Source organism: Arthrobacter sp. MYb221, assembly GCF_002979835.1.
Taxonomy (GTDB): Bacteria; Actinomycetota; Actinomycetes; order Actinomycetales; family Micrococcaceae; genus Glutamicibacter.
Window position 1 is genome coordinate 216,902 of record NZ_PCPW01000001.1, and the last position, 13,609, is coordinate 230,510.

General features: G+C 64.2%; 16 protein-coding genes and 1 tRNA gene. 8 read left to right on the forward strand and 9 right to left on the reverse strand.

Annotated features, from left to right (window positions below; translation table 11 throughout):
- Nucleotides 1-10 precede the first annotated feature (10 nt).
- Complete coding sequence (locus CQ015_RS01060; protein WP_096284411.1) at nucleotides 11-229, reverse strand: hypothetical protein; 219 nt, start codon at nucleotides 227-229, stop codon at nucleotides 11-13.
- Between the two features lie 44 nt (nucleotides 230-273).
- On the opposite strand from CQ015_RS01060, the gene CQ015_RS01065 reads away from it, so the two are divergent.
- Complete coding sequence (locus tag CQ015_RS01065) at nucleotides 274-516, forward strand: DUF5703 family protein (RefSeq protein ID WP_105552105.1); 243 nt, start codon at nucleotides 274-276, stop codon at nucleotides 514-516.
- On the opposite strand, the gene CQ015_RS01070 is transcribed toward CQ015_RS01065, so the two are convergent.
- From CQ015_RS01070 to CQ015_RS01090, 5 genes are all read right to left on the reverse strand, one after another.
- The gene (locus CQ015_RS01070; protein WP_105552104.1) at nucleotides 505-1,644 is read right to left on the reverse strand and encodes an acyl-CoA dehydrogenase family protein; all 1,140 of its coding nucleotides are present in this window, start codon (nucleotides 1,642-1,644) and stop codon (nucleotides 505-507) included. The two genes, CQ015_RS01065 and CQ015_RS01070, sit on opposite strands and share 12 nt — an antisense overlap.
- A gap of 11 nt (nucleotides 1,645-1,655) precedes the next feature.
- The gene (locus CQ015_RS01075) at nucleotides 1,656-2,972 is read right to left on the reverse strand and encodes a M20/M25/M40 family metallo-hydrolase (protein WP_105649141.1); all 1,317 of its coding nucleotides are present in this window, start codon (nucleotides 2,970-2,972) and stop codon (nucleotides 1,656-1,658) included.
- A 79-nt stretch (nucleotides 2,973-3,051) separates the two neighbouring features.
- The gene (locus CQ015_RS01080) at nucleotides 3,052-4,023 is read right to left on the reverse strand and encodes a TAXI family TRAP transporter solute-binding subunit (protein WP_258133860.1); all 972 of its coding nucleotides are present in this window, start codon (nucleotides 4,021-4,023) and stop codon (nucleotides 3,052-3,054) included.
- On the reverse strand, nucleotides 4,007-5,437 hold the full coding sequence (locus tag CQ015_RS01085) for a HAMP domain-containing sensor histidine kinase (protein ID WP_105649142.1): 1,431 nt from the start codon (nucleotides 5,435-5,437) through the stop codon (nucleotides 4,007-4,009). The genes CQ015_RS01080 and CQ015_RS01085 overlap by 17 nt, the downstream gene beginning before the upstream one ends.
- The gene (locus CQ015_RS01090) at nucleotides 5,434-6,099 is read right to left on the reverse strand and encodes a response regulator transcription factor (RefSeq protein ID WP_105552482.1); all 666 of its coding nucleotides are present in this window, start codon (nucleotides 6,097-6,099) and stop codon (nucleotides 5,434-5,436) included. Before CQ015_RS01090 ends, CQ015_RS01085 begins: the two co-directional genes overlap by 4 nt.
- Before the next feature lie 263 nt (nucleotides 6,100-6,362).
- On the opposite strand from CQ015_RS01090, the gene CQ015_RS01095 reads away from it, so the two are divergent.
- The 5 genes from CQ015_RS01095 (at nucleotide 6,363) to CQ015_RS19545 (ending at nucleotide 9,778) form a co-directional block, all read left to right on the forward strand.
- Nucleotides 6,363-7,664 carry an Nramp family divalent metal transporter gene (locus CQ015_RS01095; protein WP_105552102.1) on the forward strand — a complete coding sequence of 434 codons (1,302 nt, stop codon included), beginning with the start codon at nucleotides 6,363-6,365 and terminating at the stop codon, nucleotides 7,662-7,664.
- A 113-nt stretch (nucleotides 7,665-7,777) separates the two neighbouring features.
- Nucleotides 7,778-8,440 (forward strand): NADPH-dependent F420 reductase, encoded by a 663-nt coding sequence (locus CQ015_RS01100; RefSeq protein WP_105552101.1) that lies wholly within the window; start codon nucleotides 7,778-7,780, stop codon nucleotides 8,438-8,440.
- Nucleotides 8,441-8,705: 265 nt separating this feature from the next.
- Nucleotides 8,706-8,789 (forward strand) — tRNA-Leu (locus tag CQ015_RS01105).
- Between the two features lie 208 nt (nucleotides 8,790-8,997).
- The gene (locus CQ015_RS18845) at nucleotides 8,998-9,171 is read left to right on the forward strand and encodes an antitoxin VbhA family protein (RefSeq protein WP_176484109.1); all 174 of its coding nucleotides are present in this window, start codon (nucleotides 8,998-9,000) and stop codon (nucleotides 9,169-9,171) included.
- Nucleotides 9,158-9,778: a Fic family protein gene (locus CQ015_RS19545; RefSeq protein ID WP_105552100.1), complete on the forward strand. Its 621-nt coding sequence runs from the start codon at nucleotides 9,158-9,160 to the stop codon at nucleotides 9,776-9,778. The genes CQ015_RS18845 and CQ015_RS19545 overlap by 14 nt, the downstream gene beginning before the upstream one ends.
- A gap of 251 nt (nucleotides 9,779-10,029) precedes the next feature.
- On the opposite strand, the gene CQ015_RS18850 is transcribed toward CQ015_RS19545, so the two are convergent.
- A complete protein-coding gene (locus CQ015_RS18850) occupies nucleotides 10,030-10,194 on the reverse strand; it encodes a hypothetical protein (RefSeq protein WP_181148250.1) in 165 nt (54 codons plus the stop codon).
- Nucleotides 10,195-10,417: 223 nt separating this feature from the next.
- Between CQ015_RS18850 and CQ015_RS18640 the strand changes: the two genes are divergently transcribed.
- Entirely contained in the window at nucleotides 10,418-10,615 is a 198-nt protein-coding gene (locus tag CQ015_RS18640) for a type II toxin-antitoxin system HicB family antitoxin (protein ID WP_105719010.1), read from the forward strand.
- A gap of 426 nt (nucleotides 10,616-11,041) precedes the next feature.
- Nucleotides 11,042-12,229 (forward strand): glycosyltransferase, encoded by a 1,188-nt coding sequence (locus CQ015_RS01120; RefSeq protein WP_105569078.1) that lies wholly within the window; start codon nucleotides 11,042-11,044, stop codon nucleotides 12,227-12,229.
- Nucleotides 12,230-12,234: 5 nt separating this feature from the next.
- Here CQ015_RS01120 and CQ015_RS01125 read toward each other — a convergent pair whose 3' ends face one another.
- Both CQ015_RS01125 and CQ015_RS01130 read right to left on the reverse strand, forming a co-directional pair.
- A complete protein-coding gene (locus CQ015_RS01125) occupies nucleotides 12,235-13,212 on the reverse strand; it encodes a cation diffusion facilitator family transporter (protein ID WP_308727235.1) in 978 nt (325 codons plus the stop codon).
- Complete coding sequence (locus tag CQ015_RS01130; protein ID WP_105552097.1) at nucleotides 13,209-13,571, reverse strand: metalloregulator ArsR/SmtB family transcription factor; 363 nt, start codon at nucleotides 13,569-13,571, stop codon at nucleotides 13,209-13,211. The genes CQ015_RS01125 and CQ015_RS01130 overlap by 4 nt, the downstream gene beginning before the upstream one ends.
- Between the last annotated feature and the right edge of the window lie 38 nt (nucleotides 13,572-13,609).

Genomic DNA, 13,609 nt, shown 5'->3' on the forward strand with positions numbered 1-13,609 from the left:
GTGGCCGTACTCACTCGTCATCGTCGTCATCCGTAGGTATGGTGAACGGAAGAAGTTCGGAATATTGCTCGTAGAGTGCATCCTCATAGCTCTCGAACGCTTCGGCGAGCGAGCCGAAGGCGGCATCGACCGCGGCGTCGGCCGACCCGCGGCTCTGGGAAACTACCGTCAGGTGCTGCTCGAGGCGTGAGATCAGCAGTTGCAGGGCGTAGCTCGGTTCGGTGCTCATGAGTCACACGCTACAACCGAAATCATTCTTTCGATAGGGGTGTAATGCTTCAGGAATTAATCAAGGCTCCGCGGCACTTGGATAATGACGACCGTTACGAGTATCTGGTGATCACCGCGTTCCCTGCAGAATCCAAGCAGGTGGCGCGGGCTGCCTTGCGCGAGCATTCGGATAACGGCAAATGGGAGCTGATGCGCACCTTGCGCTACGAGGGCGGCGCGAGCAAATATTGGCTGCGCCGCAAGGTGATCCGGGTGGTCAGCACCTTGGATCGCTCAGGGCTCTAGGGGACCCACCAGCCAGCTGGCCACGGTATTCTCCGCCGAGGCGGCATTGGATGGGTGATACCAGCTGGCTTGCACGTCGCGGTAGAGCCGCTCGAATTCGCTGCCGCGGAAATATCCGCCGCCGCCGAGCAGCTGGCCGGCGGCCTCGACGTTGTCGCGTGCGCTCTGCCCGGCGAGGGTGCGCAGCGTGACCAGGCGCGGGAACCAGCCCGGCCCGTGATCTATCTGTCCTTCCAGATCCGCGGCGACGGTGCGCTGCAGGGCGTCCAGGCTGAGCAGGCGCATTCCGGCTTGGGCCAGCACTCCCCTGGCGCGCACGTCCTGGGTGTAGCTGCCCCCGTCCTGGTGCGTGCGTTTGCGCAGCGCCGCCTGCGAAAGCTCCACGGCGCGTTCGGCGATCCCGACATATACGCTCGCGGTGAGCGTGAGGAACGAGGCGAAGATTCCGAAGACCAGCGGGTCTGCGTTCGGTCCCACCTCAAGCCGGGTGTGCACCCAGCTGGCCGGGGCCACCGCGCCTTCCAATTTGGTGGTGTGCGACTGGCTGGCGCGCATGCCCAAGGTATCCCAGTCCTCCAGCGAGCGGACCCCGGCGCCGCGGGGGACGAACCCGTGCACCAGTTCCCCGCTGGCCTCGTCCTTGCCGAATACGCCAAGCCGGGTGAAAGCCGGGGACAGCGAGGTGAAGATCTTCGTGCCGGTGAAGCTGACGGACCCATCGGCCAGGGTTCTCGCCGCGGTGTTCGAATCGAAGAGCACCGAGTCGTTTCCGGGTTCGGAGATCCCGAAGGCCATTATCTCCCCGGCGGCGATCCACTCGGTGACCATCTGAAGGCGCGCGTCCCCCCGGGCGGCGAGCAGATAGGCGACGCCGGCCCAGACCTGGTGCATATTGATCGCCAGGGCGGTGCCCGGCGCGGCGGTGGCCAGCCGGCGTTGGGCCAGCACCAGCTGCTCGAAGCTCCAGCCCAAACCGCCGGAGGATTCGGGCACCAGGGCCTTGAGATAGCCCAGGGCCGCTAATTCCTCGAAGTCCTCCGTGGCAAAGGCATTGGCGGCATCATAGCCGCCGGCGCGTTCGCGGAAGCGGGACAGCAGCTCATCGCTGAGGATCTGTTCGATAGGCACGTTGGCTACTCCTAGTAGTTGCGCAATAGTCGGTCAAGGACGCGGGTTCCGAACTGCAGCGCCGAGATCGGCACCCGCTCGTCAACTCCGTGGAACATTCCGGTGAAATCAAGATCCTTGGGCAGCTGCAAGGGGGCAAAACCGTAGCCGGTGATCCCCAGCTTCGCCAGCGCCTTATTGTCGGTGCCGCCGGAGAGCATGTAGGGCAGGACCACCGCCTCGGGGTCCTCGGCCACCAGCGCCTGCACCATCGAATCGACCAGCTCGCCGCCAAAGTGCACCTCCAGCGACTGCTGGTCTTGGAGCAGCGTGAGCTCCACGTGCTCGCCGGCCAGCTCGCGCAGTTTCTCGATGGTGGATTCGTGCTCCATGGGCAGGGTGCGGCAATCGATCAGCGCCTCGGCATACCCGGGCAGCACATTGTGCTTGTAGCCGGCCTTGAGCACCGAGGGGTTTGAGGTGTTCTGCAGGGTGGCGCCGACGAAGCGGCTGGTATCCCCCAAGGCCTGCAGCAGCGGTGCGGGGTTCGCTTCGTCGAATTCGGTGCCGCAGATGACCGCCAGCTCCTCGAAGAGCGCGCGGGTGGTTTTCGTGTAGGACAGTGGCCACTGGTATTCACCGATCCGGGCCACCGCGGCGGCCAGGGCCGTCACCGCGTTGCGCGGATTGAGCTGCGAGCCGTGTCCGGCCACCCCGTGCGCGGCGAGCTTGATCCAGGCGATGCCCTTCTCCGCGGTTTGCACCAGGTAGGCGCGTTGCCCGGCGATCTCGGTGGAGAATCCGCCGACCTCGCTGATCGCTTCCCCGGCCCCGGCGAAGACCTCCGGATGCTGCTCCACCATCCACATCGAGCCCCAGTCGCTGCCGGCCTCCTCGTCGGCGAAGAAGGCGATGACCAGATCCCGGCGCGGGCTGATCCGCTCGCGCATCAGCCGCCGGATCACCGCGACGATCATCGCGTCCATGCCCTTCATGTCCACCGCCCCGCGGCCCCAGATCATGCCGTCGATGAGCTCGGCGCCGAAGGGGTCCACGGACCAGTCCGCGGCGATCGCCGGGACCACGTCCAGGTGCCCATGCACCACCAGCGCCGGCAGGCTCGGGTCGCTGCCGGGGATCCTGGCGATCAGGTTCGCGCGTCCCGGCGCGGATTCGTGGATTGTCGAGGCCAGGCCGACCTCGGCGAACAGCCCCGCGATGTAGTCGGCGGCCTCGCGTTCGCCGCGGCTGTTGTTCTCGCCGAAGTTGGTGGTGTCGATGCTGATCAGCTTGCGGCAGATCTGCACCACTTCTTCTTGCATAAGCTCATAGGCGTGCGTGCTCGGCATCTTTGGATCCTCTGTTCGCGGTGGCGGCCTCGGTTGCTATCCACCCTAGTTCCCCACGGCCCATGGCGCGTTGGCCGCGCTAGCCATGGAGCCTGCGGTAGGTGGTTGCGGCCGCCGGATGCAGCCGCTGCCCGCCGGTGGAGATCAGCGTATCGGGGGTGAGGTATTGGATGCCGGCGCTATTGCGCGGGATCAGTTCGCGCGCATGGTCCACCAAGAGCTCCACGATTCCCGCCGCCACCGGGGCCGGCAGCGCGGCGTTGGCCATCAGCAGGTTCGCCACTCCCACGGTGTCCACCTCGGCCACCCCCGGATAGGTATGACGCGGGATGATCACATGCTCGTAGAGCCGCGGATGCTCCGCGCGCAAGGCCGGCAGCACCCCCGCCAGATCGATCAGCCGGAGCTGCATAGTCCGCCCCAACGCCGTGATGGAGCTGACCGGGATGCCGCCGAAAAGCAGGAGCGCATCGATCTCCCCTGCTTCCAGGGCCTGCAGTCCGGCCACATAGCCCAGTTGGCGTTCTCTGGGCTGGGTTCCCTCCTCGTCCAGCCCGGCGGCGGACAGGATGCGCTGCCCGGTCACCCAGGTGCCCGACCCCGGCGCCCCGGTGCCCAGCCGCTGGCCGGAGAGGTCCGCCAGCGAGCGGATCCGGCTCCCGCGGCGCACGATGCAGTGGTAGTAGTTCTGGTAGACCCGGCCCAGCGCGACCAGCGAGGAATCCGCGGAGCGCTCGTGCTGGGCCACGGTGTCCGCCAGCGCCAGCGAGAGCCCGGCCTTCCCGTTCTCCAGCAGCTCGAGGTTTTCGACGCTCGCCTCGGTCACCAGGGCTTCCGAGTGCGCGGCGATGCCGTAGCGGACCAGGGCCGCGGCGAGCAGGTTGGCGAATTCAAAGTACATGCCCCCGCTTTCGCCGCCGGCCACATCCAGCCGCTCGATCAGCGCGCCCCTGGTGCAGGAGGCCAGCGCCGGCAGGCCCAGGGCGCCCAGCCCGGCCCAGCGCAGCACGCTGCGCCGGCTCGGGTTCCGGTGCTCAGCCAGCTTGGCCACCCCCGCTCGGCGCCTGGCCGCGTGGCATCAGCAGGCTGAAGCACAGCCCTCCGCCTTCGGCCGCCGCGATGCGCAGCTCTCCGGCGTTGGCGCGGGCCAGGCGCTCCACGATCGCCATGCCCAACCCGGTGCCGGGGGTCGCCCCGGCCGGGTCCGCGCGCCAGAACCGCTCGGACACCTGCGCTAGCTGTGCTTCGCTCAGCCCGGGGCCGTGGTCGCGGATGCTGATCTCGACGAGTTCAGGCGTGGCCCGCAGGGTGGTTTCGATCGGCGTCCCGGCGGCATATTTCAGGCAGTTCTCATAGAGTTCGGCGAGCATCTGCTGCAGCTCGAACTCGTTGCAGGCCAGCAGGACCTCCGGTTCGTTCCCGGATTCCAGCAGCAGCTGGGTGCCGCTTTGCCGGGCCGCCGAAGACTGCCGCTCGATTTCCTCGATCAGCAGTTCGCGCACCTTGACCGTTTCGACCTCCGCCGTGCGGGCAGCCGGGGTGCGGTCCGCCGCCTGCTCGGAGAGCCGATGATCCGCGCTGGCCAGCCGGAGCACCGCGTCCAGCAGCGACTCCACCCGGTGCAGTTCCTTCTCCACGGCCTGCACCGCCTGCGGATCCGCAGCCGCTGGGAGGCGCAGCTTCAGCAGATCCACCCGCAGGCGCAGCGCCGCCACGGGATTGCGCAGCTGGTGCGAGGTTTCGGCAATCAGCTCCCGCTGCTGGGCCAGGCTCGCGGTCATCGCATCGGACATCTTGCTGAAGGAATGCGCCAATTCGCGCAGCTCCGGAGGCCCGGCGGCTTCCAAGGGGGTCGAGGTCTTCGTCTTGGCCAGTTCCTTGGTCGCTTCATTGAGCCGGTGGATCGGCTTGAGCACCCAGGCGGTGACCCGGTCCGCGAGCAGCAGCAGCCCCGCCCCGGCCGCGATGCTCAACAGCACCACCCAGATCCATCGCTGCAGCACCAACCGGCGGGAGATGTCGAGGTTGACTTCCAGCAGCGCCGAGCCGAGCACCTGGGTGGAATTGCCGAAAGGGCGCGCGATCAGCGCATTGCCGGTGGCGAAGGGGTTGATCGCGGGGATGTCGGTATGCGCGAGGTTCAGCTCGGTATTCTCCAAGGCCCGCGCCACCTCCGGCCTGGTGGGATCGAGCTGGCCGGAGGTCAGCGTTTCGGTGCCCAGGCGCACCAGCAGAGCCTCGTCATAGAGCTTGGAATAGGTGTCCATTTCCAGCTGCAGCTTGCCGTGCTCGGCCTCGGCTTCGGCCTGGGCGCCCAACTGGATGAATCTATTCAGCGACGCTTCGCGGCTCAGCCGCAGCTCCTGGGCCGCATCCACGCTCGCGCTCTGCATCAGCACCGCGGAGACGATCACGACCAGCAGGGCCAGCAGCGATCCCAGAATGGCGATGACGCGCAATCTCATTGGAGGTTTGCCTCGAGGCGGTAGCCGACACCGCGGACGTTGATGATCATTCCGGGACGCTCGAGCTTGGCGCGCAATCCGGTCAGGTGCACGTCCAGCGAGCGGGAAACGGCTACGAAGGCATCTCCCCAGAGGGCATCAAGGATCTGCTCCCGGGTGACCACCGAGCCGGCATGCTTGGCCAGCAGCGCGAGCAGGTCGAATTCCTTGGCGGTCAGGTTCAGCGCCCGCGCCCCCAACCGGGCCTCGCGTTTGTCCAGGTCGATGCCCAGCTCCCCTACCTGCAGCAGGGCGCTGACCGGTGAGCTCATCCGCGACCGGCGGGCCACCGCCTCGATGCGCGCGAGCAGCACCGTCAACCCGATCGGCTTGACCAGATAGTCGTCGGCGCCTTGGCGCAACCCGCGCACCACGCTGCGTTCGTCGTTGCGGGCGCTGAGGATCACCACCGGGGTGGTGGTCACCAGGCGCAGCTTGCGCAGCACCTCCAGCCCATCCATATCCGGCAGGCCGAGGTCCAGCAGGATCATGTCCGCCTCGCGGTGCCGCAGCAACGCGTCCTCCCCGCGGGTGACGCATTCGGCGGTGTGCCCGGCAGCTGCGACGGCGTCGGCAAGGGCCGTGGAGACGGCGTCGTCATCCTCGACGATGAGCAGCTGCAAGGCCACGTCCTTTCAAATCTTGGTGCACCACGCACTGTGAAGCACTTTATCAGCTGGTTTCGGCGGCTTGCCGGCCCGCTGCTTTCCTAAGATTCACTTAAGAGTTGGCGCACGCCTTGGTTATGTCGCGCATCACCCATACATTAGATCTGTCTCTCTAGTGGCAGTGATGAAGATCAACGTCGATTCTTGCTCACACCCGCTGGTCCGAGGCATCCCGGTACTCGCACCGGATACGAGCAAAAACTTTAAGGACTTCATTCATGGCCGAACAGCATCAACCGGGCGCCGAGAGCGCGCCGGTGCACGCCGACCACGACGGCGGCAGAGCACCAAAATGGAAGATTGTCGGCCCCGGACTGGTTGTCGCGGCAACCGGTGTGGGCGCCGCCGATATGGTCGCGACCCTGGTGGCCGGCAGCCAGTACGGCTACGCCCTGCTGTGGGCGGTGATCCTGGGCGTCATCCTGAAGATCGTTCTGGTCGAAGGCGCCGGACGCTACACGCTGGCCACCGGCCGGACGATCTTCGAGGGCTGGAAGTCCCTGGGCCGCTGGACCACCTGGTACTTCGGTCCCTACATCATCCTCTGGGGCTTCGTTTACGGCGCCACCGCGATGAGCTCGGCGGCGATGCCGCTGGCGGCCCTCTTCCCCGCAGTGGACCTCAAGATATGGGCCGTGCTGATGGGCCTTGCCGGCTTCGCCATGGTCTGGTTCGGCCGCTACTCCTTCTTCGAGAAGGTCACCGCGGTCCTCGTGGGCATCATGTTCGTCACCGTCGTCGGCTTGGCGATCATCGCCGTGCCGAACGTGCCGGAAATGCTCAAGGGCCTGGTGCCGATGATCCCGTCCGGCGGCGTGGTCTACACCCTGGCTCTGGCCGGCGGCGTCGGCGGCACCATCACCCTGGCCGCCTATGGCTACTGGCTGCGTGAAAAGGGCTGGAACACCCCGAAGTGGATGCGCGTGATGCGCATCGACAACTCGATGGCCTACGTGATGACCGGCATCTTCGTGCTCGCCATGCTCGTGGTCGGCGCCGAGGTCGTTCGCTCGGCCGGGGTATCGATCTCCGCTGGCGACCGCGGCCTGCTGGACCTGGGCGAGGTGCTGAACGAGCGCTACGGAACGTTCGTCGGCACCGGATTCCTGGTGGGCTTCTGGGCCGCCTCGTTCTCCTCGATCATTGGCGTGTGGAACGGCGTATCGTTGATGTTCGCCGACTTCTGGGGCCACATGCGCAAGAAGCCCGCCGGCCACAAGGACACGCTGACCGGCGGCAAGTACTTCAAGTTCTACGTCCTCTGGCTGACCTTCCCGCCAATGGTGCTGTTCCTTTTGGACAAGCCCATCGCGCTGATTCTCGCCTACGGCGTGCTCGGCTCGCTGTTCATGCCGTTCCTGGCGATCACCCTGCTGGGCCTGCTCAACGGCAAGCGCATCCCCAAGGGATGGGCGAACCGCTGGCACACCAACACGGCGCTGGGCATTACCGCGCTGCTGTTCATCTCGCTGGGCCTCCAGCAGCTCTGGAAGAACATCGCTCCGCTCTTCGGCGGTTAGCCAATCTCCATCTAGGCCACCGGCCCGAGTTCCATACTCGGGCCGGTGGCCTTTTTCATGCGCCAACCCGGCAACTGCGGTTAGGCTTCAAGTACGAAGCTAGGAGGATCCATATGGGCCAGAGTCCACACCCAGCGGTGGCAGAAATTGAACGCATTGGCATCCTGGGTGCCGGCCGGGCGGGCACCGCCTTGGCTCGTGCGGCCGCGTCGGCCGGCATCGCGGTGAACATCGCCTCCTCACGGCCCGTGGGCCAGATGAAATACCATCTGGCCCAGTATGCTCCGCAGGCCCAGGCGGTGCCGGCCCAAGACATCGGTGCGGGCGTCGACCTCGTCGTCCTCATGGTCCCCCAGGAGGACCTGGACGAGGTGGCGCAGGACAGCCTGGCGGATCTGGTGCTGCTGGATGCGACAAACCGCTGGCAGGACGAGCCCTTGCCCGACTGGCTCGAACTCAGCCTGCGGGCCGGGCTATCCAGTTCCGAGGCCATCGCCGCGCATTTCCCGGAGTCCCGGGTCGTCAAGGCGCTGAACCACATCAGCCACTGGGATTTGGACTCCGACGGAGCGGCAAAGACCGAACAACGACGCGCGCTCGCGATCGCCACCGATGATCCCGAAGGCGCCGGGCTCGCCGCGGCTTTGATCAGCGCGCTGGGCTACGAGCCCGTTCGCCTGGCCGATCTTGCCGCCGGCCGCTGGATGGAACCGGAGGGCGAGATCTTCAATCAGGTACTTGGCGCCGAGCAGCTACGGGAGATCGTGCAGGCCTAAGCCGCATCCGGCAGAACAAACTGGACCACGGCGACAGGGTGGCGCAAACCTTCGCCAGAGCCCAGAAATCGGCCGTTTTGCTGTGACGCTCAACACTGATTCGGTGAAAATTAATGCGAAACTACTGATCAAACCCGAGTTTCCCGCATGATTCCGCGGATTTTGGAGCCCTGGTGGCCAATCCTGCCCGATTGGCAAACGCCGCCGGACGGTGGTAAAGTTTTACTTCGTTGCCAGCGATAACAACGCAGACAACGCATAACCTGCGCGGGTGGCGGAATAGGTAGACGCGCTAGCTTGAGGTGCTAGTCCTCGCAAGGGGGTAGGGGTTCAAGTCCCCTTTCGCGCACAGGTGAAATCCCCGGTTGACTTCGGTCAACCGGGGATTTTTTATAACTACTACCGTCGGCAATCTGAGGGTTAAGTCCCAACTAGGCGATCACCGAGGATTCATCTCAGCTCCGGCTCAGTTATTCAGGCGAAAACCCGCTCGTCTTAGTTGGATTAGCATCCCGGCGCCGGTAGAATAGTAGACACCAACACTTGCAGGAGCGCACATGTCTACACTTGAAATGCGATCTGGTTGGGTGGAAGAAGCCACTCACAGCGTATACCTTGAAGGTTTAACCGTCAGCTCGGAATATGCTGAAGAATCAAAAAATTACGTTGCGGGTGATATCACTGCAGATGAGCTAGTGAGGATTACCCGGGAACGATATGGCCTCAAGTAGTAGTATCGAGGATCCATATTTGACCAGCCCCGATGGAGTTCTGAGGAACTTAGTCGGGGCCGACTCGTATCAAGCGCTCGCTAAGGCTGAAGCCGACCTATTCCACGCACGTGTCGTTCAACTTCGCGACCATGAACTAGTGGAACCAACTCGAGATGCCTGGGAAATAAGAGGCCTCCACAGGCATCTATTTCAAGATGTTTACGATTGGGCCGGCGAGTACCGTACCATCAATATGCGGCGGGGTTCAGGGCAATTTTTTGCGCCCAGTTCTCACATTCCCTTTCTTATCGACAATGTCATGTCCGAGCTGGCGAATCGCAACCATCTCAAAGACTTGGAGAAAGAAGAATTCATTGATTCACTTGCGAAATTCTACGACGAGCTCAACCACATTCACCCGTTCCGTGAAGGAAATGGCAGAGTGCAACGAACTTACTGGTCGAGAATAGCGTTTTCCGCCGGTTGGTATTTGGTTTGGCAGCCTATACAAGGTAACGAATTGAACGAGACAAGTAGAATCGCAAGGGAAGATCTGAATCTAGAGCCTTTGCGTCGGGCTCTGGATAAATGTGTCACGGCCGTACCCCCGGTTTTAAGAACCTGAATTGTTCCACGTACCGTTGCACGGTGATTTATTTACCGCATCTGCTACTTTCATTGGCCCTGAGTCCCCGCCTTCGGTCTGCCCGTCGATGCGTGGGATCAGGTGAGCTAGCGGTTGCCAGCTGTCCAAGTAGGTCTTGCATGACTTCGCTGACTCCTCGGGAGGGCGACCACTGATCTACTCCGAGCACCGCAACGTCCGTGACCGTCGTGTAAGTTGTTTTAGCCATGGTGCAAGTATGGGAAACCCTGCTAGGCGTCTAGGAAGTCCAGGTAGCCCTCGAATAACTTTTTGCGGACTCCCGGCACGTTCGATTCAACGATAAGGTTCAGTTCGTCTGCGTGGTCATGGGCTCGGTGCGGGAAATAGCCGGCAGCGTCGCGTTCACGTTTCGGAAGTAGCTGCATAAATGCCACGGACGTCCACTTCAACAATCGCGGCTGGTCCCAAACATTCCGGTTCAGCACAAAAAGCCTTGTTACATTTGGTTCACGAGAGTTTTCATTTTCCACTGAAACCAATGCGGCAGGATGGCTCCAATCGCGCTGCAATAGTTCAGTTGCAAACCCTAAAAATTCACCGCGCTCATTTGGCCAATCCGTCCTTGTTTCACCTGCCCGCTAGGGTCATACTTTGGTCATGGAGATTGAAGTTCGGTACGTACACGCCGACGACATTTATGCGGTCAGCGTTCCCGACGTTGAAGGCGCTTTGACTCAGGCAAAAACCTGGGAGGAAGTGCCGTATATGGCACGTTCGGTGGTGGCCGACCTGACCGGCGTCGACATTGCGAGCGTGACCGTGGCAAGTGTTATCGAATTGGACGACGGCGACTAGCTTCCACGTTGGGCCCGAAGTTTGCACCATCCTTTGCACGGCCAGCCCAGTTGCTATGGCATGCCCGGCGCTGCCTAAACCATCAGCGCTTCGATATCGCGATCGAATTCGTACGGGGCATTCGTTTCATTTGACCGGACATACCGACCCTTGAATGCTGACCGAATCCAAGGTTAACTCTCCAGAACTCGCTAGGTGGGCACGCAGTTGAGCGAAAAGTTGCTGGAATCGGCTCATCGCCCTTCATTATCTAGTCGACCGGTAGCAGCCTTATACGCGTGGGCGTTCTGGTTGCACCGCCTGCCCGTCCACCAATCCGCTGCACGCCGAGCCAGGCCGAACCAACCCATCGCGGCTATTGGTAATATCGACTCGACCCTCATTTGTCCTACGGTCTTATCCCCGATCCGGCTGGAGCCTCTTTTCATGCGCATCGCCATGCTCTCCCTGCACACCTCCCCCATGCAGCAGCCCGGGTCCGGAGACGCCGGAGGCATGAACGTCTACATCCAGAATCTCTCCTATGCCCTCGGTGCGCTGGGGCACGAGGTGCATATGCTCACCCGCACCGCCGAGCCAAGCAGCAGCGCCGAAGTAACCCCGGGCGTGTGGATGCATCAGGTGCAGGTCGCCGCCGGCCAGGTGCTGAGCAAGGACGAACTGCCGGGTATCATCGATGCGGCCGCCGAGCGGATCGCCGCTCATTTGAGCGAGCTGAAGATCGACATCGTGCACGCGCACTATTGGCTTTCGGGCCTGGTCGGGCGGCAGCTTGCCGCAGCCTGGCAGGTGCCGCTGGTGCTCACCATGCACACCTCGGCGGCGGCCAAGGAGTTCGAGTCCGGACTACCCGAGCCGGAGCTGCGCAAGGAATCCGAGCGGGCATTGCTGGCCCAGGCCGACCGGGTGATCGCCAATACCCCCGTCGAGGCCGCCCAGCTCGAGCGCTTCTACCAGCTCGAACGCGAGCGGCTCGACGTGGTGCTCCCGGGGGTCGACCACCGCATTTTCCACCCGGAGCAGGACAAGCTTGCCCGCCCCCTGGGCGAGGATGACCTGCATCTGGTTTACGCCGGGCGCATGCAGCGGCTCAAGGGGGCGCACCTGCTCATCGAGGCGCTGGGCATTGCCCAGCGCAGCGCACCCGAGCTGCGCATTACCGCCTCGCTCTTCGGCGCGCTCTCCGGCGGCGGGGACTACGACCTGCCGGCCCTGGGCCGCCGCGAAGGCATCACCGAGCGCTTGAGCTTCTTCGGACCGCTGCAGCCGGCCGAACTGGCAGCGGTTTTCGCCAACGCCGATGTGGTCGCCGTGCCATCGCTTTCGGAGACCTTCGGGCTGGTCGCCGCCGAGGCGCAGGCCTGCGGCACTCCGGTGCTGGCCAATCGGGTCGGCGGATTGGGCTACGCGGTGGACGATGGGGTTTCGGGCTGGCTGATTCCCGAGCCCTCGGCACAACTGTGGGCGCAGCAGCTGATCGAACTGGCCCGCAATCCGGCGCGGGTGACCCGGGCCGGGCATGCGGCCCTGGAGCATTCGGGCGAATTCACCTGGGAGCGGGCCGCGGTGTCCACGCTGGCCAGCTACCGCATGTCCTGCCAATGCCGTTCCTAAGCGGTTCAGCTCCGCGGCTCGCCGGTGGACGCGGTGATCACCATGTCCTCGAGCTTGGGCAGCGCCGCGGCTAAACGGAGCTCGGCCTCGGCGGTGATCCCTTGGATCTGCGAGAGTGGCGCGTCGGCGACGAGGATCGTTGAGCTGCCCTGCAGCCGGTGCCCCACCCAACGCAATTGCAGCCGCGAGACTTCGAGCACCCCGGGAGCGCCTGCCAGCGCGGCCTGCGCGCGGGAAACCAGTTCGGGCTCGATGCCGTCCATCAGCCGCCGGCCGATGCTTTTGACCGTCCCGGCGAGCAGCACCAGGATCGCCGCGGAAATCAGCAGGCCGATGACCGGATCGGCCAGCGGGAAGCCGAGCATCACGCCCACCGCGCCGAAGACCACGGCCAGGGAGGTGAAGCCGTCGGTGCGCGCATGCACCCCGTCGGCCACCAGCGCGGCCGAGCCGATCTTCTGCCCGACCCGGATCCGGTAGACCGCCACCAGCTCATTGCCGGCGAAGCCGATCACCCCCGCGGCGAGCACCCACCACAGGTTCTGCAGCGGCTGCGGGTTGACCAGCCGCTCGATCGAATGCCAGGCGGCGAGCACCGCGGACAGCGCAATGACCAGCACGATGAACAGCCCAGCCAGGTCCTCGGCCCGCCCGTAGCCGTAGGTATAGCGCTTGCCCGCCGCCTTGCGGCCCAGAATGAACGCGATCCACAGCGGCACGGCGGTCAGCGCATCGGAGAAGTTGTGGATGGTGTCGGCCAGCAGCGCCACGGACCCGCTGAAGACCACCACGATCACCTGCAGCACCGTGGTGGCCAGCAGGATCACCATGCTCAGCTTCAGCGCGCGGATGCCCTCCCGGTTGGCCTCCATGGCGTCGTCGATGGAATCGGCGGCATCGTGGCTATGCGGCATGAACAGCTCGATCAGCCACCCCTTGAAACCGGTGCGGTGCGTGTGCACGTGGTCAGCGGTGGCGTTCACGGCGTAGCTCGCTCGCCGCGGTGGTGCGCGGGCACGCCGCCCAGGGCATGTTCGGCCTGGTAGATCGCGTCGGCCACCAGCTTCCTGGCATGCTCGTTCTCCAGCCGGTACAGCACCTTGGTGCCGTCCTGGCGGGTGGAAACCATCCGGGCCAGTCGCATCTTGGCCAGATGCTGGGAGACCGCGGCCGGGGATTTGCCCACGATGCCGGCCAGCGCGCCCACCGCCATTTCGCCTTCGCGCAGGGCCAGGATGATCCGTACCCGGGTGGCGTCGGCGAGCATGGAGAAGACCTCTACCGCGAGTTCCACATACTGGCTGTCGACCTGCAGCGAACAAACTCTCTTATCTGCATTCATACGCACATTATGGCATTACAGGCCTTTCCCGGCTAGGG

What these genes read in the sequence shown, in the direction of transcription:
- CQ015_RS19545 (WP_105552100.1), top strand. Translation starts at nt 9,158, where the DNA reads ATGGCCTCAAGTAGTAGTATCGAGGATCCATATTTGACCAGCCCCGAT.
- CQ015_RS18845 (WP_176484109.1), top strand. Translation starts at nt 8,998, where the DNA reads ATGTCTACACTTGAAATGCGATCTGGTTGGGTGGAAGAAGCCACTCAC.
- CQ015_RS01120 (WP_105569078.1), top strand. Translation starts at nt 11,042, where the DNA reads ATGCGCATCGCCATGCTCTCCCTGCACACCTCCCCCATGCAGCAGCCC.
- CQ015_RS01100 (WP_105552101.1), top strand. Translation starts at nt 7,778, where the DNA reads ATGGGCCAGAGTCCACACCCAGCGGTGGCAGAAATTGAACGCATTGGC.
- CQ015_RS01060 (WP_096284411.1), bottom strand. Translation starts at nt 229, where the DNA reads ATGAGCACCGAACCGAGCTACGCCCTGCAACTGCTGATCTCACGCCTC.
- CQ015_RS01085 (WP_105649142.1), bottom strand. Translation starts at nt 5,437, where the DNA reads ATGAGATTGCGCGTCATCGCCATTCTGGGATCGCTGCTGGCCCTGCTG.
- CQ015_RS01065 (WP_105552105.1), top strand. Translation starts at nt 274, where the DNA reads ATGCTTCAGGAATTAATCAAGGCTCCGCGGCACTTGGATAATGACGAC.
- CQ015_RS01130 (WP_105552097.1), bottom strand. Translation starts at nt 13,571, where the DNA reads ATGAATGCAGATAAGAGAGTTTGTTCGCTGCAGGTCGACAGCCAGTAT.
- CQ015_RS01075 (WP_105649141.1), bottom strand. Translation starts at nt 2,972, where the DNA reads ATGCCGAGCACGCACGCCTATGAGCTTATGCAAGAAGAAGTGGTGCAG.
- CQ015_RS01095 (WP_105552102.1), top strand. Translation starts at nt 6,363, where the DNA reads ATGGCCGAACAGCATCAACCGGGCGCCGAGAGCGCGCCGGTGCACGCC.
- CQ015_RS18640 (WP_105719010.1), top strand. Translation starts at nt 10,418, where the DNA reads ATGGAGATTGAAGTTCGGTACGTACACGCCGACGACATTTATGCGGTC.